The organism is Bradyrhizobium sp. KZN70725 (genome assembly GCF_055264925.1).
Map to the genome: position 1 here is coordinate 40,983 of NZ_JBUYWT010000044.1, position 22,141 is coordinate 63,123.

Annotated in this window: 21 protein-coding genes and 1 tRNA gene; 13 read left to right on the plus strand and 9 right to left on the minus strand. The window is 65.1% G+C overall.

The window, feature by feature from the left end; translation table 11 throughout:
• Positions 1-10 precede the first annotated feature (10 nt).
• A complete protein-coding gene (locus ACZBJS_RS31095; RefSeq protein ID WP_316395856.1) occupies positions 11-1,729 on the minus strand; it encodes an AMP-binding protein in 1,719 nt (572 codons plus the stop codon).
• A 111-nt stretch (positions 1,730-1,840) separates the two neighbouring features.
• Here ACZBJS_RS31095 and ACZBJS_RS31100 point away from each other — a divergent pair, with 111 nt between their 5' ends.
• Positions 1,841-2,602 carry an N-acyl homoserine lactonase family protein gene (locus tag ACZBJS_RS31100; RefSeq protein WP_076832809.1) on the plus strand — a complete coding sequence of 254 codons (762 nt, stop codon included), beginning with the start codon at positions 1,841-1,843 and terminating at the stop codon, positions 2,600-2,602.
• 92 nt (positions 2,603-2,694) lie between these two features.
• The gene (locus tag ACZBJS_RS31105; RefSeq protein WP_076832902.1) at positions 2,695-3,477 is read left to right on the plus strand and encodes an SDR family NAD(P)-dependent oxidoreductase; all 783 of its coding nucleotides are present in this window, start codon (positions 2,695-2,697) and stop codon (positions 3,475-3,477) included.
• A gap of 188 nt (positions 3,478-3,665) precedes the next feature.
• On the opposite strand, the gene ACZBJS_RS31110 is transcribed toward ACZBJS_RS31105, so the two are convergent.
• Complete coding sequence (locus ACZBJS_RS31110; RefSeq protein WP_024582682.1) at positions 3,666-3,944, minus strand: GlsB/YeaQ/YmgE family stress response membrane protein; 279 nt, start codon at positions 3,942-3,944, stop codon at positions 3,666-3,668.
• Positions 3,945-3,980: 36 nt separating this feature from the next.
• Positions 3,981-4,586, minus strand: a complete 606-nt coding sequence (locus tag ACZBJS_RS31115) for a YidB family protein (protein WP_076832806.1) — start codon at positions 4,584-4,586, stop codon at positions 3,981-3,983.
• Between the two features lie 151 nt (positions 4,587-4,737).
• Here ACZBJS_RS31115 and ACZBJS_RS31120 point away from each other — a divergent pair, with 151 nt between their 5' ends.
• Genes ACZBJS_RS31120 through ACZBJS_RS31130 form a run of 3 tightly spaced genes read left to right on the plus strand, consistent with a single transcriptional unit; the run spans position 4,738 to position 6,452 of the window.
• On the plus strand, positions 4,738-5,760 hold the full coding sequence (locus ACZBJS_RS31120; protein ID WP_463439691.1) for a 2-dehydropantoate 2-reductase: 1,023 nt from the start codon (positions 4,738-4,740) through the stop codon (positions 5,758-5,760).
• A 40-nt stretch (positions 5,761-5,800) separates the two neighbouring features.
• A complete protein-coding gene (locus ACZBJS_RS31125; protein WP_463439692.1) occupies positions 5,801-6,007 on the plus strand; it encodes a hypothetical protein in 207 nt (68 codons plus the stop codon).
• Positions 6,008-6,029: 22 nt separating this feature from the next.
• Entirely contained in the window at positions 6,030-6,452 is a 423-nt protein-coding gene (locus ACZBJS_RS31130) for a CAP domain-containing protein (RefSeq protein WP_057020158.1), read from the plus strand.
• Positions 6,453-6,560: 108 nt separating this feature from the next.
• Here ACZBJS_RS31130 and ACZBJS_RS31135 read toward each other — a convergent pair whose 3' ends face one another.
• From ACZBJS_RS31135 to ACZBJS_RS31145, 3 genes are all read right to left on the minus strand, one after another.
• A complete protein-coding gene (locus ACZBJS_RS31135; protein ID WP_057020157.1) occupies positions 6,561-7,226 on the minus strand; it encodes a hypothetical protein in 666 nt (221 codons plus the stop codon).
• Between the two features lie 192 nt (positions 7,227-7,418).
• Positions 7,419-8,516 carry a helix-turn-helix transcriptional regulator gene (locus tag ACZBJS_RS31140; RefSeq protein WP_463439693.1) on the minus strand — a complete coding sequence of 366 codons (1,098 nt, stop codon included), beginning with the start codon at positions 8,514-8,516 and terminating at the stop codon, positions 7,419-7,421.
• A gap of 200 nt (positions 8,517-8,716) precedes the next feature.
• Positions 8,717-9,367, minus strand: coding sequence for a TetR/AcrR family transcriptional regulator (locus tag ACZBJS_RS31145; RefSeq protein ID WP_168858715.1), 651 nt, complete (start codon positions 9,365-9,367; stop codon positions 8,717-8,719).
• Positions 9,368-9,451: 84 nt separating this feature from the next.
• On the opposite strand from ACZBJS_RS31145, the gene ACZBJS_RS31150 reads away from it, so the two are divergent.
• From ACZBJS_RS31150 to ACZBJS_RS31175, 6 genes are all read left to right on the plus strand, one after another.
• The gene (locus ACZBJS_RS31150; RefSeq protein WP_083715167.1) at positions 9,452-10,954 is read left to right on the plus strand and encodes a flavin-containing monooxygenase; all 1,503 of its coding nucleotides are present in this window, start codon (positions 9,452-9,454) and stop codon (positions 10,952-10,954) included.
• Positions 10,955-11,073: 119 nt separating this feature from the next.
• A tRNA-Arg gene (locus ACZBJS_RS31155) sits at positions 11,074-11,150 on the plus strand.
• Positions 11,151-11,308: 158 nt separating this feature from the next.
• Positions 11,309-12,739, plus strand: coding sequence for a UbiA family prenyltransferase (locus ACZBJS_RS31160; protein ID WP_463439694.1), 1,431 nt, complete (start codon positions 11,309-11,311; stop codon positions 12,737-12,739).
• Positions 12,740-12,771: 32 nt separating this feature from the next.
• Complete coding sequence (locus ACZBJS_RS31165) at positions 12,772-14,127, plus strand: FAD-binding oxidoreductase (RefSeq protein WP_316395850.1); 1,356 nt, start codon at positions 12,772-12,774, stop codon at positions 14,125-14,127.
• Positions 14,127-14,873, plus strand: coding sequence for an SDR family oxidoreductase (locus ACZBJS_RS31170; RefSeq protein WP_057020153.1), 747 nt, complete (start codon positions 14,127-14,129; stop codon positions 14,871-14,873). Before ACZBJS_RS31165 ends, ACZBJS_RS31170 begins: the two co-directional genes overlap by 1 nt.
• On the plus strand, positions 14,873-16,474 hold the full coding sequence (locus ACZBJS_RS31175) for a hypothetical protein (RefSeq protein ID WP_463439695.1): 1,602 nt from the start codon (positions 14,873-14,875) through the stop codon (positions 16,472-16,474). The genes ACZBJS_RS31170 and ACZBJS_RS31175 overlap by 1 nt, the downstream gene beginning before the upstream one ends.
• Before the next feature lie 36 nt (positions 16,475-16,510).
• Here the strand turns inward: ACZBJS_RS31175 and ACZBJS_RS31180 are convergent, their stop codons facing one another.
• Entirely contained in the window at positions 16,511-17,764 is a 1,254-nt protein-coding gene (locus ACZBJS_RS31180) for a glycosyltransferase family 87 protein (protein ID WP_463439696.1), read from the minus strand.
• Positions 17,765-17,990: 226 nt separating this feature from the next.
• Between ACZBJS_RS31180 and ACZBJS_RS31185 the strand changes: the two genes are divergently transcribed.
• Positions 17,991-18,827: a tetratricopeptide repeat protein gene (locus ACZBJS_RS31185; RefSeq protein WP_463439697.1), complete on the plus strand. Its 837-nt coding sequence runs from the start codon at positions 17,991-17,993 to the stop codon at positions 18,825-18,827.
• Between the two features lie 370 nt (positions 18,828-19,197).
• Here the strand turns inward: ACZBJS_RS31185 and ACZBJS_RS31190 are convergent, their stop codons facing one another.
• Positions 19,198-19,911, minus strand: a complete 714-nt coding sequence (locus tag ACZBJS_RS31190) for a hypothetical protein (RefSeq protein WP_028336241.1) — start codon at positions 19,909-19,911, stop codon at positions 19,198-19,200.
• A 317-nt stretch (positions 19,912-20,228) separates the two neighbouring features.
• Here ACZBJS_RS31190 and ACZBJS_RS31195 point away from each other — a divergent pair, with 317 nt between their 5' ends.
• Positions 20,229-21,767 (plus strand): aspartate ammonia-lyase, encoded by a 1,539-nt coding sequence (locus tag ACZBJS_RS31195; protein ID WP_082654006.1) that lies wholly within the window; start codon positions 20,229-20,231, stop codon positions 21,765-21,767.
• Between the two features lie 180 nt (positions 21,768-21,947).
• On the opposite strand, the gene ACZBJS_RS31200 is transcribed toward ACZBJS_RS31195, so the two are convergent.
• The coding region (locus ACZBJS_RS31200; RefSeq protein WP_463439698.1) for a transposase at positions 21,948-22,141 on the minus strand (194 nt) is incomplete at its 5' end.

Genomic DNA, 22,141 nt, shown 5'->3' on the forward strand with positions numbered 1-22,141 from the left:
CTGGTTTCCTCTAGTTCGATTGCCTTATGGCGTTGGTCTTGTCTTGCCGCAGGTCGATCATGCCCGGATGCGACTGCGGATCCCTGTCCGCGCCGAGCAGCACGTGCTTCTGGATCTTGTTGGTCGAGGTCAGCGGCAACTCGGCGATGAAAGCGATCCACGCCGGCAGCTTGAACGCCGCCAGGCGTTCGCGGCAGAAGCGGAAGATGTCCTGCGCGAGCTCGCGTGAAGCATCGGCGCCGTCGTTGCTCACGATGAAGGCCGCAACTTCCTCGTCGCGGATCGGATCGCGCGCGGCGATGACGGCGGCCTGCTTGACCTGAGGCGACGTCGTCAGCACGGCCTCGACCTCCGCCGCCGAGATGTTCTCGCCGGCGCGCCGGACCAGATGCTTCAGCCGGTCGACGAACACGAAGGCGCCGTCCTCGTGCTGCCAGGCGCTGTCGCCGGTGTGAAACCAGCCGCCGCGCCAGGCCTGCTCGGTGGCCTCGGGGTCCTTCAGATAGCCGGAGAACAAGCCGCGCCGCGGCGTCGCTTCCGAATGGCGCACGCAGAGTTCACCGACTGCGCCAGCCGGCAGCGTATTGCCGTCGGCATCGAGGATCGTCATTTCGAGCCCCGGTACGCTGCGGCCGATGGTGTTGGTCTCGAGATGGCGCGGCTCGACCGTGTTGAACGGACTGCGCCCGGTCTCCGTCATGCCCCAGCCTTCGACGAAGGGGATGCCGAAGCGCTCGCGGGCTCGCGCGCGCTGCTCGGGATTGGCGCCGACGCCCATCGAGAAGCGCAGCGCATGGGCCTTCTCGTCCGGCGTCTCCGGCTGCGCCAGCAGGGCCGCGACGATCACGCCGAGATAATGCAGCACGCTGGCGCGGCATGCGACGATGTCGTGCCAGGCAAACTTTGCGTTGAAGCGTTCCGGCAGGATCAGGCAGCCGCCGGTCAAGATCATCGCGATCGGGGTCAGCGTCAGGCCGGCCATGTGGAACAGCGGCAGCGGGCTGTAGAGGCGCTCCATTCCGGCATGATACGTCGCCTCGCCGCCGTGGCTGACGTACCAGCGGCCGGTCGAGACCACGTATTCATTGGTCAGGATGCATCCCTTCGGACGCGCCGTCGTGCCTGACGTGTAGAGCAGCGCAGCCTCGGTCTCGCTTCCCGGCCCGTCGGCGCGCGGTGGCGGCCGCTGGGCGTGCGGGACTGTCTCGACGCTGGCGCCGAGATCGTCACCGGAGACGGTGAGCAGCGGAACGTCGCCGGTCAGCGCCTTCTGCAATTCCTTCTGATCGGCCAGCGTGACGATCAGGTCGGGTTCGGCATGCGCGATCAGGTATTCGATTTCCGCTGCGCGATAGGCCGGGTTGATCGGAACGATCGAGACGCCGATGCCATTGAGCGCCAGCCAGTGCACGATGAAATCGGGGCGGTTCTCCAGCAGCAGGCAGGCGCGGTGGCCGTGGCCGAAGCCTGCTGCGCGGTACTGATCGCGCAATGCGCAGACCTGCCGCGCAATGCCGCCATAGGACAGTTCGACGCCATCGGGAAAGTATGCGCGGTCGGCACGCGCGGGAATGCAGAGAAAGGGTTTGAACGCTGCCGCATCGGATGTCGCAGCGAACGTGCTGAACACGGTGTACATCGTGGCGAAACTTCCCTTCGACGGCCGCTGATCGATGCCAACGATGCCGATCCGAAGGAGCCCGGGTGCTTCGTTGAGCGCATTTGTCATGCGATCGCGACGTTGCGCGGAAGCTATAAGGACGAATAATATGCTGTCAAATCCATTATGAGTTTCCATAAAACTCATATGTAGTTTGAATCCAAAAGCGGAGGTAACGAGATGAAGATGCATATGTTGTCGGGCGGCCGTCTCCAGATGTCGAAGCGGACCTATCTGCCCGATGCGGCGCGCGGCGAGATGATTGAGCTTCCGGTCGCCTGCGTGCTGTTGCGGCACGCGCAGGGCAATGTGCTGTTCGACACCGGATGCCATCCCGATGTCGCGACCGATCCTGAAGGGCGGCTCGGCACGCTCGCCAAATACATGCGCCCGATCATGCCGGCGGATGATCATGTGCTGACGAGCCTGAAGGCCGTTGGCCTTGGCGCTGATGACATCGACGTGGTGATCTGCTCCCACCTGCACACCGACCATTGCGGCTGCAACGCCTTCTTCAAGAAGGCGACGATCTTCGTCCACGCACTCGAGATCGAGGCCGCGAATGCCGATAACGCGTTCGATCGCGGATACATCAAGGCGGATTGGGATCATCCGCTGAAGATGGAGATCTTCGACAAGCAGATGGATGTGTTCGGCGACGGCAAGCTGACGCTGGTCCCGCTGCCCGGACACTCGAAGGGAACGACCGGCGCGCTGGTCAAGCTCGACAACAGCGGCGAATTCCTGCTCGCCTCCGACGCGCTCAGTGTGCGCGCCAATCTCGACCAGCGGACCTCGCCGAGGAACAGCCTTGACGTCGGCCAGTTCCTGAAGTCGCTCGACGAGATCGCCAGGCTCGAGGCGTCCGGCGTCAAGATCATCTGCGGCCATGACGAAGCGCAGTGGGCCAGCCTGCAAAAGGGCCTGAATGCGTACACGTGAGGATTTTGGGCGCGGCTTGCAGATGTCGTTCCACGCGATATGGTGTGCCGCCGCCGGAGTTCATCTGGCTCACAACAACAAGGAAAATGCAGATGTCCAAGGATGGTTTGTGCGCGATCGTGACGGGATCGGCATCGGGACTCGGCGCCGCCACCGCGCAAATCCTCGCCACGCAGGGCGCGCGCCTCATCATCAATTATTCCAACAGCAAGGCGGAAGCCGAGGCGACCGCGGAAGTCTGCCGCAAGCAGGGCGCCGAGGTGCTGGTGGTGCAGGGCGACGTCTCGCGCGATGAGGACTGCAAGAAGATCGCAGCCGCCGCGCAGGGCTGGGGCCGCCTCGACGTGCTCGTCAACAATGCGGGCACCACCAAGCACGTGCCGCATCACGATCTCGACGGCCTGACCGCGGAAGATTTCCAGCGCATCTACGCCGTCAACACCATCGGCCCGTTCCAGATGGTTCGTGCCGCGCGCGCGCTGCTCGAAGCCGGCGCGAAGGCATCTAGCCGTCCGTCGGCTGTGGTCAACGTCTCCTCGGTTGCAGGCATTTCCGGCGGTGGTTCGTCGGTCGCCTATGCCGCGAGCAAGGGCGCGCTCAACACCATGACGCAGTCGCTGGCGCGCGCGTTGGCACCGTTGATCCGCGTCAACACGGTGTGTCCGGGCTATATAGATACGCCCTGGTTCACCAAGGGCCGCGGCGAGGCCGGCGCCAAGCAGGTGCGCGATGCCGTGGTGGCGCGCGTGCCGCTGAAGGTCGCCTCGACGGCCGAAGACATTGCCAACCTGGTCTGCTTCCTGGCGAGCCCGGCGTCGAGCAACATGACCGGTGAGTTCGTCCGCATGGACGCCGGCATGCATCTGATTCAGTGACACGGCTGCGGAGCGGTTTGCCGAAACGAAAATGCCCGGGCGAGGCCCGGGCATTTGCATTTTGAGGCAGGCTTTGCGGTTATTCGGTCATTCCGGGGCGATGCGTCAGCATCGAACCCGGAATCTCGAGATTCCGGGTTCTCGCTTCGCGAGCCCCGGAATAACCGTTGAGGATGACGCCTACGGCGTCACCTGTTTCCGATATCCGGGATCACGCGCGCCGCGACCAGCCGATTCCAGATGAACAGCACCACCAGAGCGCCGATCGTGGCGGTGATGAAGCCGGCACCTTGTTCGGGACCGTAATGGCCGATCGCCTGGCCGATGAAAGTCGCAAGAAACGCGCCGGCGATGCCGAGCACGGTGGTGAGAATGAAGCCGCTTGGATTGTTCGGCCCCGGCGACAGGAACCGCGCGATGATCCCCGCGACAAAGCCGACGATGATGACCCAGATGATGCCGCCCATGACTGTCGTCCTCCTCAGATGGAATCAACGCTACCGTCAGAGCCTGCGGTGCAACTCGTCGCCGCTCGGCAGCCGGCCGTCCGGCGTCAGGTGATTGATCGCGTCGGGCAGATACTGGCTGAGGCCCTGCAGCAGTTCGTCGCGCGAGAGGCCACTCTGCGATGCCAGCGAGTTGATCTGGTCGGCGCCGAGCGCGTTGGCGAGATCGCCGGGCGCGATCTGCTTGTTGGGACCGTTGCTGACCCAGGAATTGGCCGCGTCGCCATGGCCCTTCTGCTGCAGCTGGTTGAGCAGATCGCCGAGGCCGCCGCTGAGCACGGTGCCGGCTGCGCCGCCGGCGAGCAGGCCACCAAGGCCGCCCTTCAGCAGATCGCCGAGCCCGCCGCTGCCGGCGCCGCCAGGCAGGCCTGCGGTGACGTTGCCGGGAGGAAGCGGCGGCGCCTGCGCCGGCTTCGGCTCAGGGGCGCTCGCGTCCGCCTGGCCGCCGGAGAAATGCTTGACCGCCTTCCAGGCGAGCAGCGCGAGGATAGCCATCGTCATCGGCGACATTCCGCCGCCGCTCGAACTGTCGGATGAGGTGCTTGGCGCGCTCGGACCGCGCGGGCCGTTCTGCATGCCGTTGAGTACGTCGAGTAAACCCATGATCGTCTCCTGCCGCAACCGTGCCCCGAGCGGGAAACATAGCTTCCGCCCCTGACGGTTACAAGGCGGGCCACCCGGCCCGCGGTGCGTCGAAATAGGCAGGCAACCCCAGGTCTGCTATCGAGCCAATGATGAATGGACGTTTGGCCACATGAACGAGGACCGGCCGATCGGCATTGCGGGCGCCGGAAGCATCGGCTGCTTCGTCGGCGGCACGCTCGCGGCTGCGGGGCGCCGTGTCGTGCTGCTGGCGCGGCCGCGGCTGATCCAGGAGATCGCAGGCAACGGCTTGCGGGTCAGCAGCTTTGACGGCTCCGAGCGGACGGTATCCGCGGACCGGCTCATTGTGTCCGACGATCCGTCGATCTTGTCCGACGTTCAGACCGTGCTGGTGACGGTGAAGAGCGCCGATACCGCTGCGATGGCCGATGCGATCGCGCGCCACGCGCCTGGCGATGCCGCGGTGATCAGCCTGCAGAATGGCATCGGCAATGTGCCGCTGCTGCGCGACCTTCTGCCGGGCCGCAGGGTGCTCGGCGGCATGGTGCCGTTCAACGTGGTCGCGCTCGGCGACGGCCGCTTCCATCGCTCGACCTCCGGCGACATCGTGATCGCGCAGGATGACGCAGGCACCGCGGCGCGGCTGTCGGTGCCGGGTCTTGCGATCAAGTCCACTGGCAATATCGACGGCGTGCTGTGGGGCAAACTGGTCGTCAATCTCAACAATGCGCTCAATGCGCTGTCCAATATTCCGCTGCGGCAACAGCTCGCGCAGCGCGGCTGGCGACGACTGCTTGCCGATCAGATGGCCGAGGGCCTGGCCGCGGTGCGCGCCGAAGGCATTGCGCCGGTGTCGCCGACGCCGCTGCCGTCGAACTGGATGCCGCCTTTGCTGCGGCTGCCCGATGCGCTGTTCGACATGCTGCTCGGCCGCACCATGAAGATCGATCCCGAGGCGCGCTCCTCGATGTGGGAGGATCTGCAGCGCGGCCGCCGCACCGAGATCGACTATTTGCAGGGCGTGATTACCGCGATCGCGGATCGCCGCGGGCTCGAGGCGCCATTGTCGCGCCGCGTCATCGCGCTGATCCGGAAGGCGGAGGCGGACGGCAAGGGCTCGCCGGGGCTAACGCCCGAACAGATCCGCGATGGCAGTGACCATGAACGCCGATGATCGTCCGCCACGTCGATCGAACAACAGAGGAGATGACATCATGAAATGGTCCAGCATCATGCTGTTCACGCTTGTTGCGCTCGCGGCCGGCCCGGTCCGTGCGGCGCCGCCGACCGTGACACCGTCGCCTGGCTATGATGCGCGCTTGCAGGAGCAGCGCGCGGCGGCTGCGGCAGCCAGCCGAGCGGCCACGCCTGCGCACAAATCGGTCGCGCCCCGACACCACAAGCGCACCCACGCGCACTGATCCATTACAGAGACGACTTCAGATGAAGCTGCTGTTCCTCGCGCTCACCTTCGTGTTTGGCTTCACCACGGCCTCAGGTGCCGCCGACTATGCCGGCTCGATCAGTGCCTACCGGCGCGCCAACCGCATGCCCGCGGTGAAGCTCGACGCGAAGCTGAACGCGATGGCGCTGAAGCAGGCCCAGGCGATGTCGGCGACCGGATCGGTCAGCCACTCCGCGGGCGGCAGCTTCTTCACGCGCATCGCGCCGCTCAAGAAGCAGCGCGCCGCCGAGAATATCGGCGCCGGCTTCATCGCCTTCGCCGAGATGCTGAAGCAGTGGGAGAATTCGCCGGGCCATCGCGAGAACCTGCTGATGCCGGGCGCCAAGCGCGTCGGCGTCGCCTTCGTCGACAATCCGAAGTCGCCGTACCGCAGGTTTTGGGCGATGGTGATTACCGATTGAGCCTGCGGTGTCATTCCGGGGCGGAGCGAAGCGACGAACCCGGAATCTCGACGGCAGAGAGATTCCGGGTTCTCGCTTGCGCGAGCCCCGGAATGACCAAGCGAACCGTCAGTTTCGCTTCGCAACCTTGGTCGGTGGCGGCGGTGTCGGCGTGAACAGCTTCTTCAGGCCGTCCAATCCCTCGGAAAGCCGCGGCCATTCGCAGGAGAACGTACCCTTCACGCAGTTGCTTGCCCGCGGCCGCGGCTCAGGAATAGGTACGGCAGCGCCCCGCGGCTTGACCGGCCTTGCAGCAGGGACGGGGACCTTCGCAGTCTCACTGCGCACCGGCTCATTGTGCAACGACGCCTGCTGGACCTGCGGCGGACGCACCGGCTGTGTCTCCTGCCGCTCGAGCTGTTTCGCATTGAACGCCGCGACGATACGCGAGCGGCGCTGCTGCTCGAGATAGCCGGTATATTCCTGGTCGATCTTCTTTTGCTCGTCCGGCGTCGGATTGGGACCGGCGATGTCGAAGCTGCGGTCCTGCATGAAGTCGTAATAGGTGTAGCCACCGCCAGGCTTGCGACGGCCGGCGAACTTGGCGTTGCAATCGGCGAGTTGCGCGGTCTTGTCTTCCCTGGTCTTCGCCTTCTCGGCGAGGTCTGCGCAGTCCTCGAAGTCCTTCGGGCCGCCGCGCCACCATTGCGCGTGCGCGCTCATCGGCGCCAGCACGCAAGCGACGGCGAAAGCGGCAACAGCCAACGTCGATGATCGTGACGGCATCACGGACATTGAGACCAAACCCGAACGACACAGAGTGAGCAGATTGTCGCCATTTTAGTGACACTTGTCACCCGGGAACCCGACGATTTTCCTGACCTGTGGAATGTTGCCGCGGCTGATGGAACACAGCCTTCGCGATTGGAATAATTGAAGAATCTCATCGGAACGGGCCGGAGATCAGAACAATTCGCCTCTAATCGTTCACTTCACCCTGTGCAGCAACGCAACCAGTTCCGCCTGCCGGTGGGTGCCGGTCTTCTGGAAGATCGTCTTGAGCTGATTGCGCGCGGTGGCAAGGGCAACGCCGGCCGCCTGCGCGGCCGCTTCGACCGAATCGCCGCGCGCAAGCCGCGCGGCGAGGCGTGCCTGCGCCGGCGTCAGCTCGAACGTCGCCGCCAGCAGCGCCTGATCGAACGCGGCGCTGCCTTCGAGATCGCGGATCAACAGGATCGCGCGCGCCCCGAGGAACGGCGAGCGCGCCGCCGGAGGCACCGGTTGGATCTGGATCACGATCGGCCGCTTGTCGATCCTGCGCACCACGATCGGCGACGACGGCAATGGGTGCAGGTCCGAGCTGTGGGCCAACTGATCGATCAGCCTGGTCAGATCGGCATTGGCCTGTCGGTCGAGCAGGGTGAGGCGATTGTTGCGGATCGCAAGGTCGTAGCCGAGGCAGCGTTCCGCCTGGCTGTTCATGCCGATGATGGTGCCGAAGCGGCCGACGGCAATCGCAGCGACCTGGATCAGATCGAGCGCGCCGGTGATGCCCGAGAGTGCGGAGCGGCCGACGACGGCGGAGAGCGTCGCGGCTTCCGTGAGCGGCGCCGACACCCTTTGCAGCGCCTTGATCTCGTCGGCGTCGAACAAGCCTTCTCTGGGCGAACGCTGGATCGTCAGTGCCCATAACGCCGGGCCGGAGTGGAAGCCGATCGCCGCGAACCATTTCAGTCCGAACTCGCCGAGCGTGGCGTAGAGCGGATCGCGCAGCATCTCGGTTTCGGATTCGAACAGATCCGCATCGGTGATGACATCGACGCCGGCATGCATCAGCGGCACGCCGCGGGCCGCGCGGATGTCGGTGAGGTGAAGATTGTGCGGGAAGTAGGTCTTGGTGAAATACTCGGTGATCGACTCCGTGCGCGGAATGTCTTCAGTGCGGATATCGCTCTGAAGCATCGCAGCGCCGGTCGCGCCGACGGCGGCGCAGACCTCGTCCATGAAGGAGGGCCAGGTCGAGGGATCGAGAACCACATCGCCGAGGCGCGCGGTCACATCGTCAAGCCTGTGCAGATCGACCAAAATTCAGCTCCGCCGATGCAAACAGCGTTGTTTTGTCAGGCGAAACAGGCTGCACCTCGTTGCGCCCGGTACCGGGCATAAGAAAACCCAGGGGCCCGATATGCAAGTTAAATCAGCGACAGGCTAGGGGCCGGGTCCGCAAGCGCTGGCGAAACATGATCGAAAATCGGCGGGTCCCGCTGGCCGGTGCGATCCGGCCGCTACGATAAGTGACCATCCTCACGGTGGCCGGCCTCGGTCAGCGCCACGCGGCAGAAGCTGGCGGCGATCGCGACGACCTCTTCCACGGCCTGCGGATATTGCTTCGACACCCAGCGCAGCGCGATCGAGATGACGGCGCCCACCATGCCGACCGAGAGCAGCGAGGCGGCCGCGCCCTTGCCGCTGCGCTTCGGGTCGAGCGCCGGCGGCACCAGGATGTCGCTGAAGACGCGCAAGGCGTCGAGCTTGACGGCATCGACCGCCGGACTGATGCCTGAAATTTCCAGCAGAAAGACCCGGGCGGGCTTCGGGTGCTGCTTCAGCCGCGTGAAATAGAGCGTCAGCGCCGCGCGCAGCCTCATCTCGGCATCGTCGCCTGCGGCTGCAGCGGCCGCGGTCATTTCCTCGTGCAGGTGGCCGACGACATGGCCGTAAGCGGCGATCAGCAGAGCCTCGCTGTTCGTAAAGGACTCGTAGAAATAGCGCTCGGTCAGCTCGGCCGCCTCGCAGATCGCCTTCACGGTGGCGCCGCGATAGCCGACCTCGCCATAGACCTCGATCGCCGCGTCGATCAGCTTGAGCCGCCGCTCGGCGCGGCGTTCCTCGGCGTCCATACCGCCATAGAGGCGGGCTTTCCGGCTGCTTGCCATGAAAGTGTATTGACACGAGGCATTGTCAGATGTCAAGTTATCTGACAATATGTATTGTCAATACTGCCACGGGAGGGTCAAGGCGTGTCCGTTCATTTCGACGTGTTGATCGTGGGCGCGGGACTGTCGGGCATCGGCGCCGGCTATCATTTGCAGGCCAACTGCCCTGACCGCAGCTACGCCATTCTTGAAGGCCGCGACTGCATTGGCGGCACCTGGGACCTGTTCCGCTATCCCGGCATCCGCTCCGACTCCGACATGTACACGCTTGGCTATTCGTTCCGGCCGTGGACCGAGCCGAAGGCGATCGCGGATGGCCCGTCGATCCTGAACTATGTGCGCGAGACCGCGCGCGCCTACGGCATCGACAAGAACATCCGCTTCAACCATCGCGTCGTGCGCGCCGACTGGTCGTCGGCGGACTCGCAATGGACGGTCGAGGTCGAGCGCGGGCCGGAGAAGACGATCGAGCGCTTCACCTGCAGCTTCCTGTTCATGTGCAGCGGCTACTACAAATATGAACACGGCTACACGCCCGACTTCCCTGGCATCGCCGATTTCGCCGGCCGTGTCGTCCATCCGCAGAAATGGATCGACGACATCGACTATGCCGCCAAGAAGGTGGTGGTGATCGGCAGCGGCGCGACCGCGGTGACGCTGGTGCCGGAAATGGCCAAGACCGCCGCCCATGTCACGATGCTGCAGCGCTCGCCGACCTATGTCGTGGCGCGGCCCGACGAGGACAAAGTCGCCAACTGGCTGCGCGCGCGGCTGCCCGCGAAACTCGCCTACGGCCTCACGCGCTGGAAGAACGTGCTGTTCGGTATGTATTTCTACCGGCTCTGCAAGCGCGATCCGGAGCGCGTCAAGAAGCTGATCCTCGGCGGCGTGCGGCATGCACTCGGTCCGGACTACGACGTCGCCACCCATTTCACGCCGCGCTACAATCCGTGGGACCAGCGGCTTTGTCTGGTGCCGAACGGCGATCTCTTCGAATCGCTGCGCAACGGCAGATCGTCCGTCGTCACCGATCAGATCGAGACCTTCACGCGTGGGGGCATCAAGCTCAAGAGCGGCAATGTGCTCGACGCCGACATCGTGGTGACCGCGACCGGCCTCGATCTGCAGGTGCTCGGCGGACTCGAGATCAATGTCGACGGCGCGCGCGTCGATCTGTCGAAGACCATGAACTACAAGGGGCTGATGTACTCGGGCGTGCCGAACCTCGCCGCCGCCTTCGGCTACACCAATGCGTCCTGGACGCTGAAATGCGACCTGACCTGCGAATATGTTTGCCGCATGCTCAACCACATGAAGGCGAACGGCTACGCGCAGGTCACGCCGCGGCGGAACGACCCTGATGTCGCCGAACTGCCCTGGGTGGATTTCTCATCGGGCTATATCCAGCGCGCCGCCGCCAGGTTCCCCAAGCAGGGCTCGCGCCGGCCGTGGCGGCTCTACCAGAATTATGCTCTCGATATCATGACGCTGCGCTTCGGCTCGCTGAAGGATGAAGCCATCGAGTTTCTCCCGGCGCGTCAGGCCAGCGCGGATGCCGCCTCGAATCCGGCACGCCAGGTGGCGTAACGCGCGACGCGCCAAACGCCATGCAACTTCGCGCGCGCCCGATGTGGCGCGGGCTGGCGATCACCCGGCAGCTCTGCTATGGGATGGCGACGCCCGCATGCTTTCGCTGCGGGCCGTGCGGTCCCGTAGCTCAGCCGGATAGAGCGACGGTTTCCTAAACCGTAGGTCGGAAGTTCGAGTCTTCCCGGGATCGCCATTTTTCGCTCGCCGCGCGCTGTCGGTGAGGCTTTTCACCACGCATTTCGGCGCCATCTGCCCCGGCGTTCGCTCCCCCCAAGTTCACCCGAGATCAAGTTCACCCCAAATTAGGGAAAGCCCGGGACAATGGGGAGGGGGCACCGGAAGACCGCACGTATGCGAGCTAGCGTTCCAGAACGGGTTGAGCAGGGGGGCGGCGATGCCCTTCGCGATCCGCTGCGTTCGAAGGGCCGGCCGCTCGTCGTCGATGTCGACGAGGTCATGGTGCGGGGAAGCTCCGTCCCGGCCGATATCGCATCCGATCTGATCCGCCGCCTTCGCGCTTTCGCCGCGGCGATCACCGCTTCCCTTGGAGCGCAAGCGCGATCGACTCATGGTGTAGCTCGATCGGGGTTCGATCCATCCCGGGCGCAATTTGACCCCGACGCGGTGAGGTTCCTGCTGCAGGTGCTGGGCGAAGGCCGCCCGGTCTACCTTTGCTCGGAAACCCATCCCGAGCCGTTCGTCAGCGCGGTCGCCGAGCATCTTGGCGTCTTCACCGCCTGGGCTGCCGCGCCGGAACGTCGATTGCCGCCGGCGCAGCGCGAAGAGCTGCCGCCCGTGCTTCGGCAGGGCTTTGACTATATCGGCAGCGCGGCGGTCGCGTTGCCCGATTCCGCATCGCGCCTCGCGCGCTCCGCTCGATCCGAGCCGTCCGCGCCCGCGCGGGTCAGTATGCGCGTCAGTATGCGCAGCTGGCTGAAGCTGTTCAGGGTGCATCAATACGCCAAGAACGCCCTCGTGCTGGTGCCGCTGCTGACCGCACACAAATTCGCATTGGGATCGGCGGCGACGTCGCTGCTTGCGGTGATCGCATTCTCGCTCTGCGCGTCGGGCGCCTACATCCTGAACGATCTTCTCGACGTCGAGGCCGACCGCGCGCATCCGACCAAGCGCAACCGCCCGATCGCAAGCGGCGCCATCCCGGCATCGCGGGCCTTCGGCGCGATGGCCCTGGCGCTGGTCGCCGCATTTGCGATCGCAATGTCGATATCGATCGAGTTCGGCGGCGTCCTGCTCGGCTATTTCGCGCTGACCACCTCCTATTCGTTCTGGCTCAAGCGCATCGCGACCGTCGACGTCGTCGTGCTCGCCACGCTTTACACCGTCCGCGTGATCGGCGGCGCCGTCGCGATCAGCGTGCCGATGTCGGAATGGCTGCTCGCGTTCTCGCTGTTCATCTTCATGTCGCTGGCGCTGGTGAAGCGCTATATCGAGCTCGCCGGCCAGCCGGACGGCGCCGTGCTGGCGGCGCGCGGCTACCAGGTCGAAGACAAATCGATGATCGCGATCCTCGCCGCCGCGTCAGGCTTCAACGCCGTCGTGATCTTCACGCTCTACATCTCGTCCGATACGGTGCGCGCGCTTTACAGCCATCCGCAACTGCTCTGGGTCGGTTGTCCGATCTTGATGTACTGGATCGGCCGCGTGATGTTGTTCGCGCAGCGCGGATTGATCGACGACGATCCGGTCATCTTTGCGCTGAGGGATCGCGTCAGCTGGGTCGCGCTCGGCGCGATCGGCGCCATCATGCTCGCCGCCATCTAGCGATGCCGGCGGCTGCGTTACCAGGAGCTGTGATGTCGACCTCCAGTCCGGGCGGCATTGGCCTGTCCGGCTGGGGCAACTATCCCAGGGCGTCGTCCGAACTGCTGGCGCCGCAGACGCCCGCAGGCGCGCGGGACCACCTGCTTGCGCGGTCCGGCGTCGTCGCGCGCGGGGCCGGGCGGGCCTATGGCGATGCCGCGATCGGAACGCAATCCACGATTTCGTCGCGCGGCCTGAACCGGATGCGGAGCTTCGATGCCGCAACCGCGCGATTGACGGTCGAAGCCGGCGTAACCATCGCCGACATCCTTGCCGTTTTCGAGCCGCGCGGCTTCTTCCTCAAAGTCGTGCCCGGCACGAAATTCGTGACGGTCGGTGGCGCGATCGCGGCCGACGTTCACGGCAAGAACCATCATCGCGATGGCGGCTTCGGCACCGTCGTCGATTCGTTCCGCATTGCGCTGCCTGGCGGCGAGATCGTCACCTGCTCGCGATCGGAAAACGCCGCGCTGTTTGCGGCGACGTTGGGAGGCATGGGCCTGACGGGCATGATCCTCGACGCGACGCTGCGGCTGCTGCCGATCGAGACCGCCTGGCTACGTCAGGACACCCGCGTCGCCGGCAATCTCGACGCGGCGATCGATCAGCTGGAAAGCAGCGCATCGACCACCTATTCGGTGGCCTGGATCGACTGCCTTGCGCGCGGCGCGGCGCTCGGCCGGTCGCTGGTCTATCTGGCCGAGCACGCCACGCGGCGCGACAAGGATATGCTTGGGCCCGGCCTCGAGACGTTTCCCAGGCTTCGCGCGTCGCGGCTCGCGGTCCCGGAGCTGTTTCCGGGATGGCTGCTCAATCGCGCATCGATGCGGGTGTTCAACGAGCTGTACTTCCGCCGCGGCGCCGCGCATCCGGGCAAGCCACGGCTGGTCCATTGGGACCCGTATTTCTTTCCGCTCGATGCGATCGCCGACTGGAACAGGATCTACGGCTGGCGCGGCTTCGTGCAATATCAATGCGTGATCCCGGCTAGCCGCGCGCGCCGCGTTCTCGCCGAAATTCTCGATCGTGTGTCGCGGCGCGGCGATGCGTCGCTTCTCGCGGTGCTCAAGCAGCTCGGCGAAGGCAGCGGGCCGATGTCGTTTCCGCTCCGCGGCTACACGCTGACGATGGACTTTCCGGTCACCGACGCGCTGTTCGGGTTTCTTGACCAGCTCGACGCGCTGGTGGTCGATGCCGGCGGCCGGCTCTATCTCGCCAAGGATGCGCGGCAGTCCCGCGCGACATTCGAATCCGGATATCCCGGCCTTGCGGCCTTGCGCGACATCCGCCAGCAGATCGGGGCGAACAGTCGCCTCGTGTCCCATCTTTCAGCACGGCTTGGAATTTGATGACCGGCACAAAATCAATTCTGGTGATTGGCGGCAGTTCGGACATCGGGCACGCGACCGCGCTGCGCTATGCGAGGGACGGATGGCGCGTGATGCTCGCCGCCCGCGATATCGCCGCGGCACAGCGCAATGCGGACGACATCAAGACGCGAAGCGGTACCGAAATCTCGGTTGTCGCGCTCGACGTGCTGCAGACCGGGCAGCTTGCCGGCTTCGTCGCCGGTCTTTCCCCACTTCCCGACACCGTCGTATGCGTTGTCGGGGAGCTCGGCGATCAGCAGCGTGCCGAGACCGATCCCGAGCTTGCGACGAAGATCATGCGCACCAATTTCGAGGCGCCCAGCCTGCTGCTCGAACTGTTCGCGCAAGCCTTCGCGACGCGCGGCTCGGGAACCATCGTCGGCGTGAGCTCGGTCGCCGGCGATCGCGGGCGGGCCTCGAACTATTATTACGGCGCGGCCAAGGCCGGCTTCTCGCAATTCCTGTCCGGCTTGCGCAATCGCCTGGCGCTTGCGGGTAAGGTCCGTGTCGTCACCGTCAAGCCGGGATTCGTGCGGACCAGGATGACGGCGCATATGAAGCTGCCGGCTCCCCTGACGGTGCAGCCGGATCGGGTCGCGGAGGATATCTTCCGGGCCGATGTGACCAGGCCGCGTGACGTGATCTATGTGGCGCGCCGCTTCCGGCTGGTGATGGCGATCATCTGCGCGCTGCCGGAGACGATCTTCAAACGGATGCGTATCTGATGCCCGGCGTCGCCGCCAACCACGCGTCGTTCCCGCGATCCAGCGCGATCCGGCCGAGCGTCCCGCTCGTGACGGCATCGCTGTGGCTCGTGCTGTTCGCGGTGACGCTGATCTTCAGCGTCATGCTCTGCGACGGCAGGCTGATCTTCACCCTCGACGATCCCTACATCCACCTCGCCGTCGCCGATCACATCCTGTCCGGCGGCTACGGCGTCACTGCGTCCGAGGTCTCGTCGCCAAGCTCGTCGATCATCTGGCCCTATCTGCTGGCCGTGACCGAGACGCTGCATCTTGGCGCATTCGGTCCACTCCTGATCAATGCCGCGGCAGCGGCCGCGACCGTCGTGGCTTTCCTGCGCATTCTTGAATCGGCTGAACTGCTTGGCCCCGGCCGGGAGAAGTCGCTGCTGTTTTTCGTCGCGTTGCTCGCCATTTTTTCGTCAAGCGCGATCGCCCTGCCGATGACCGGCATGGAGCACAGTCTTCACGTTTGGGCCACGGTCGCGACTTTCGGCGGCCTGACCGAAGCCGCGCGCGGACGGCCGCCGACCGCCATGCACTTCGCGGCGCTGGTGCTGCTGCCGCTGATTCGCTTCGAGGGAATCGCGTTCGCCATCGCGGCGATGATGGGGTTTGCCCTGCTCGGCCAGCGCCGTTTTGCCGCCGCGGCCGCTGCCGTCACGCTCTGCGCGTTCGCCGCGTATTTCGCGCGAATGGCCTCGCTCGGTCTCCCGCTTTTGCCGAGTTCGGTATTGCTCAAATCGCGCATCGCCGAATCCGGCTATGAAGGGACCGGCGTCATCGCCTCCATCCTCCGCAATCTCGGCGACAGCTTCGCTGATCCCGCCGGCTTCAGGCTGATGCTGCTCGGTCTTGCGCTCGCCGCCGTGATGGCGCTGCTCCGCTCCGACCGCGGCGCCCTGATCGTCTGTGCGACGGTGCTCGCCGCGATCGCTGCGCATCTCGGCTTTGGCCAATATGGCTGGTTCTACCGGTATGAGGTTTACATCGTTGCACTTGCGGTGCTGGCTCTGCTCTACGCGGTTGCACGCGCGCGAGCGGTCTTGAGCGTCCCGCAATGGACCGCCGCGACGCTCGCCAGCGTCGGGCTGGCCGGTTTTGCCAGCGTGGGCTATGTCAGCGCCGCCCTGGAGACGCCGTTTGCCTCGCGCGGCGTCTACGAGCAGCATTATCAGTTGGGCCGCTTCGCCCAGCAGCTCTACCGGCGGCCGGTTGCCGTGAACGATCTTGGACTCGTCGCCTGGGGAAATCCGAACTTCGTCCTGGATCTGTGGGGGCTCGGTTCGGAGCGCGTGCGCAAGGCGAAGCGCGCCGGCCGCTACGGCCCGGCCGAGATGGCCGCGCTCGCCGACGAGTATCATGTCGGCGTCGCCATGATCTACGACAGCTGGTTTGCGCAGGGCGTGCCGGCGAGCTGGAGGAAGGTCGCGATCCTGCACACGATTCCGGTGACCGGCGCGCGCGGTGACGTAAGCTTCTACGTCACGCCGGCCGCGGAGCCGGAGCTCGTCGCCGGCGCGCTGAGGGCCTTCGCGTCGACCCTGCCGGCGCGCGATCGTCTCGAAATGGTGGCGCAGTAAGCGTTGCGTGATCGCGGGCAGCGTCGCGCCGGGTGCTCAAATCCTCGCAAGAGGCCCCTGCGCCGGAACGGGAGAGCCGCTGCTTGATTCGCGCAGCAGCAGGATTGCGACGATCAGCGTGATCAGCGCGGCGATCCCGAAGCCTCCGATCGAAAGCACGTCGACCCAATGGACGTCCGTGCGCGGCGTGTTGTTATGGACCGTGTGCATGTAGCCGAAGGCTCCGATCGGTATCGGCGCGGCATAGATGATCGCACGTTCCCACTCGCGGGCCTTGGCCTGAAGCGCCGGCAACAGCAGCGCCATTCCGACACTGAAGATCAGGAAGTCATAATCATACGCATAGGGGCTGATGCAGACCGATACGATCGCGGTCAGGCCGAGACTCTCGCGCACCGGCATCTTGCGGTAGACCGCGACCAGCACGATGCCGAGCGCAAGGACGGCGACGATGCCCTGGCCGATAAACGCTGCCGATGCGGAGAACCCCGTGGTTCGCAACGCGGCATAGGTCGAGACCATTCGATACAGCGGATAATAGGCTTCCCGCAGGAATACCGACGAATCATGCACGCTCTGCAGCATCACGGTCCAGATCTGCATGCCGAACAGCACCGTGCAGATCGTCGAGCTGATCAGCACGACGGCGCCGGCCGTCATCACGACGATCCACGAGCGCCGCAGGATGGCGTAGAGTGCGAAAGCAACGGCGAAATGCGGCTTGATGATCATGAGACCAAGGGCCACGCCTGCGAGCATCGGTCGCTCTTCGAAGTACAGGCACACCAGTCCGATCAATGCGGCGGTAAGGAAGCTGTTTTGACCGCATGCCAGCGTGACCCCGATCGTCGGAAAGAAAACGATCAGCACGAGCACGAACCGGTTTCCGGCAAGACGCCGCAGCACCGCGAGATAAAGAGCCAGCGTCGAGGCCATGAACAACAGATAGGCCATCCCGAACGGGACCAGCGCGAACGGAGCCAGCAGCAGGTTGAATTGCGGCGGATAGGTCCATGGCATGAAGCCGTCGTGCCCGCCCGACGCCTGCTTCTCGATGATGGCGAGCTTCGCGAATTGATAGGCCTGGTCGAGGTCGCCGAGCCACACCAGCTTTGCGGTGATGTAGAAGGCGGCGAAGTCGACCAGTTCGCGGCCGTGCCCCAGCCCCAGCTGGGAGAACCACACAACCTTGAACAAGAGGGCGGCGACCAGCATCACGAGGATTCCGCGCGTGTAGTTGGCGCGCTTCGAGTCCGTCGACTGAATTGTTTCGAGCGTTGTTGCGAGCATCAGGCCGGGCCCTGTTATGGCAACCCAAGCTAGATTGAATAGGTTAAGCAGTCGAAAAATTGCAGGGGGAGGGTGCATCCCCGTGGCCTGACGCCCGCGGGGATGCATGAAATCGGTCGGCGGGGCTGGAACCGGACGGTATCTCGGTGTCCGGATGCGACTTTCGCTGGACGCTCCGTCGGCGGCAGTGATAACGGCTGACCAGAACCACCTCACGACGGACCGCATGCCGAAACCGCCGCCTTTTTCCAATCGCGGGCCCAGCCCATCCCCGGTTCTGCAACGCGCCGTGGTCGCATTGCAGATGGGACAGGTCGTCGAAGCCGAGCGGCTGGCGGCGGAGGTCTTGAAGGCAAACCGGACCGATGTCGGCGCGGCCTCGATCCTGGCGCGGGCGCTGATGATCCAGAACCGCAACGAGGAGGCGATCGCGCCGCTCGAGCGAGCCGTGCGCCGCGTCGACGATCCCGGCCTCGAGACCCTGCTCGGCGCAGCGCTGGGCGGCGCTGGTCGCGGCAGCGAGGCGATCGATGTGCTGCGGCGAACCACCGCGCGGCGGCCGCCGTACCTGCCCGCATTCCAGGCGCTGGCGGGGCAATTGCACTCGGCCGGTCGCATCGACGAGGCGGTTGCCGTCATCGAGAGCGCGCTCGTTCTCGCGCCGGAGAGCCTCGAGTTTCAGCTGCTGCTGGCGCAGCTGCTGCCCCAGCGCAATGAGCGTGGCCGGGCGCGCGAGATTCTGGAGAAGCTGCGCAATGCGGCGCCGGGACATCCCGATGTTCTGGCCGCGCTCGCGCGTGTGCTGCTGCTCGATGGCGAATATGCTGCCGCGGCGGATCTCTACCGCCAGGTGGTGGCGCAGCGCCCCGACGACCCGCTGACGCGTCTCAGCTTCTCCGCCAGTCTTCTGGAAATGGGCGACCGCGCGGCCGGCGAGGCCAATCTGCGTCTCGCGTTGCGCGGCCGGCCGCAAATGATCGGCCGCACGACCGCCGCGCTGATCATGTCATCGCACGGCCGCTTCTTCTTCCGTCGCAGCGCCTTTGCGGAATTTCTGAGCTAGGGCGTTTTCGAACGAAGCGGACACCGGTTCGCGCTAACGCGTCAAAACTAGAATCTAGAGCGGCAGGGATAAGCCGCGGCCTCTGCGCTCAAGCACAAGCGCCTCTGGAATACTGGATCGCCCGCATGCGGGTGAAGACACCGAACTGGCTCAGGATCGCGCCACATATTCGGTGTCGTCCTGGCGAAAGCCAAGACCCAGTACCCCAAATCTCAGTTGTTGAGCGACACCGGGCCGCGATCCCGCTCATCACCGAAGACGGTGGCTATGGGTCCTGGCTTTCGCCAGGACGACGGCGGTGGATGCCGAGCCTCCCATCGGGTAGTTCGCAATGACGGAGGAGGCCGCAGCGGAGCTTCGCGCGCCCGCTCTACGTCCGAAACTGCCGCCGATAGAGTCCGGACTCGCGGGCCATCCTGTTGGTCAGTTCCTGGGCGCGCGATGTTTCATCCGGCGTCATCGCGGCGGTCTGCGCGACCCAGTTTTCGCGCTTCACCGGGAAGCACTGCGCAACCGGCGTGCCCTTGGGCAATACGCCGTTGAAACTGGTGTCGTGCCAGCGTGCCGGGAAATGAACCCAGCTGTCGTGAAACAGATCGCAATCGACCATGCCGGTCAGCGTGGTGAACGGCAGGTCGAACCGGTTGACCGGATGCGTGAAGAACAGCGAGTAGCCCGGCGGTGCCTCGATGGTCCACAGATTGACGAACTTGATGACGAAGCGGTCGGGCTCGAACAGCGGCGAGCCGACTACCTGGCTTTCGTCGTGGAAGCCGACCGGCGAGCGCGGGAATTCGAGCGCGCCGCCGGCGGGAAGGTCGTTGTCCCAGGTGATCGCGCCATTCTCGACCTTGAGATCGCAGATCAGCGGCAAAAGGAAACCCGATGTCATCGCATCGACGAATGGCGGGCAGCGCTTGACGGTATCCTCTTCGCGATTGCTCATCGTATTGAAGGCCTGCGTCGGCATCGCCTTGAGCCATCCGGGAAGCCCCAACGACGCAGGCATCGGCGGCGGAATCTTGCCCTCGAGCTCCGCGGGGCAGCGGAATTTGATGGTGATCGCTTCGTTATTGTTGGACACGGCTTTGGTCCTTGGTTCGTTCAGTGTCGGCGGCGCCCTTGCGCCAGTCGATGCTCGTCTAGCACGCGACGACGGGGCGGAGAAAGCAGCCGCATCGGTCGCGAAGCGAGCCGCGATATCGAGCTATAAGTTGTTGTTATCATGACGGATAAGGCAAAGTCCTTAATCTCACGGTTCGGCGCGCGCCAATGCCGGTTTTCCGCGTCTTGCCGCTCACCGGTGTGCAAGACTCTGCCGATAGGCATTGGCTTTCGACGCCCGCCGGGCGCATCATGGCGTCGCTGACGACACGATCTGCGTGAGGTAACGGAGGTACCATGGCCGAATCGAAGGTTGAGACCGCCAATGCTGCAGCTGCCGCGTCCCCCTCCGGCGAGAGCGGCAGCGGCCCCAGCCAGCTCGCGGTCGCGACCGTCCGCACCGTGCCGATCGAGCAGGCGCAGTCCCGCACCGAGCACGATCTGCTCGGCGAGGACGACGTCCCGGCCAATGCGCTGTGGGGCATTCACACCAAGCGCGCGGTGATGAACTTTCCGATCACCGGCGTGCCGGTCGGGCACTTCCCGGAATTCGTCCGCGCGCTGGCGCTGGTGAAGCAGGCTGCCGCGCGCGCCAACAAGCGGCTCGGCTATCTCGCACCGGAGAAGGCGGATGCGATCGAAGCGGCCTGCACCCAGATTGCGACCGACAAGGTCTATGCCGAATCCTTCGTCGTCGACGCGATCCAGGGCGGCGCCGGCACGTCGACCAACATGAACGCCAATGAGGTGATCGCCAACGTTGCGCTGCGGCTGATGGGGCGCAAGCCGGGTGACTATCACGCGCTGCATCCGAACGACGACGTCAACATGGCGCAGTCGACCAACGACGCCTATCCGACCGCGCTGCGGCTCGCGGTGATTTTCGCCACCCAGCCGCTGGTGCGCGCGCTGGACGATCTCGCCTACTCGCTCAAAGGCAAGGCGGTGGAGTTCGCCGACGTGTTGAAGATGGGGCGCACCCAGCTTCAGGATGCGGTGCCGATGACGCTCGGCCAGGAATTCGATGCCTTCCACGTGACCGTGAAGGAGGATGTCGCGCGCCTGAACGAGATTTCCGCGCTGTTCCGCGAGGTCAATCTCGGCGCCACCGCGATCGGCACCGGCATCAATGCCGATCCGCGCTATGCGGCGCTCGCGGTCGAGGAATTGTCGCGGCTGTCCGGCCAGCCGATGGTGCTTGCCTCCAACCTGATCGAGGCGACGTCCGATCTCGGCGCCTTCGTCCTGTTCTCCGGCGTGCTCAAGCGCGTTGCGGTCAAGCTGTCCAAGATCTGCAACGACCTGCGGCTGCTGTCGTCGGGGCCGCGCACCGGCATCGGCGAAATCCGCCTGCCCGCCGTGCAGGCCGGCTCGTCGATCATGCCCGGCAAGGTCAATCCTGTCATTCCCGAAGTGGTCAACCAGGTGGCTTTCCTGGTGATCGGGCACGACCTCACGGTCACGATGTGCGCCGAAGGCGGCCAGTTGCAACTCAACGCGTTCGAGCCGACCATCGGCTATTGCGTCTTGAGTTCGCTGCGCATGCTGACGGCGGCGGTCGATACGCTGACCAAGCGCTGTGTCGACGGCATCGAGGCCGATCGCGAGCGTTGCCGCAGCCTGGTGCAGGGCTCGATCGGCCTGATCACGGCGCTGGCGCCGTCGCTCGGCTACGAGGCCTCATCGCGCGTGGCGCGCCGTGCGCTCAAGGAGAACCGCTCGGTCGCCGACATCGTGCTGGAGGAAAAACTGCTGACCGAAGCGCAGCTCAACCAGCTCCTCGAGCTCGAGGCCATGACCCGCCCGGCGCGCCGGCAGCCGGTGCCGAGGAGTTGAAGGACAGCCGCTGCATCGGCAGTCGGCTCCCTCTCCCGCTTGCGGGTAGGGCAATCGCATATGACCTTCAGCGGCTACGGAGGTAACTCGGCCTCGTGGTTCGAGACGCGCCGCAAGCGGCGCTCCTCACCATGAGTGCCGCAAAAAAAGACCCGTCATCCTGAGAGTCTGACTCATAAATCACCCAACCTTAGCTGCAGCCGCGAGTCTGCGGGTCAGGAGCCTGATGTGTGCAATCAGCAGCCAGGCAGCTTCGGTTGCCGCCGTCGCCTCGAAGTCCTTGGCGAGGCGGCGGCATCTGCCGAACCAAGCGAATGTGCGTTCAACCACCCACCGCCTCGGCAGAAGCTGGAAGCCTTTGACGCCTTGAGGCC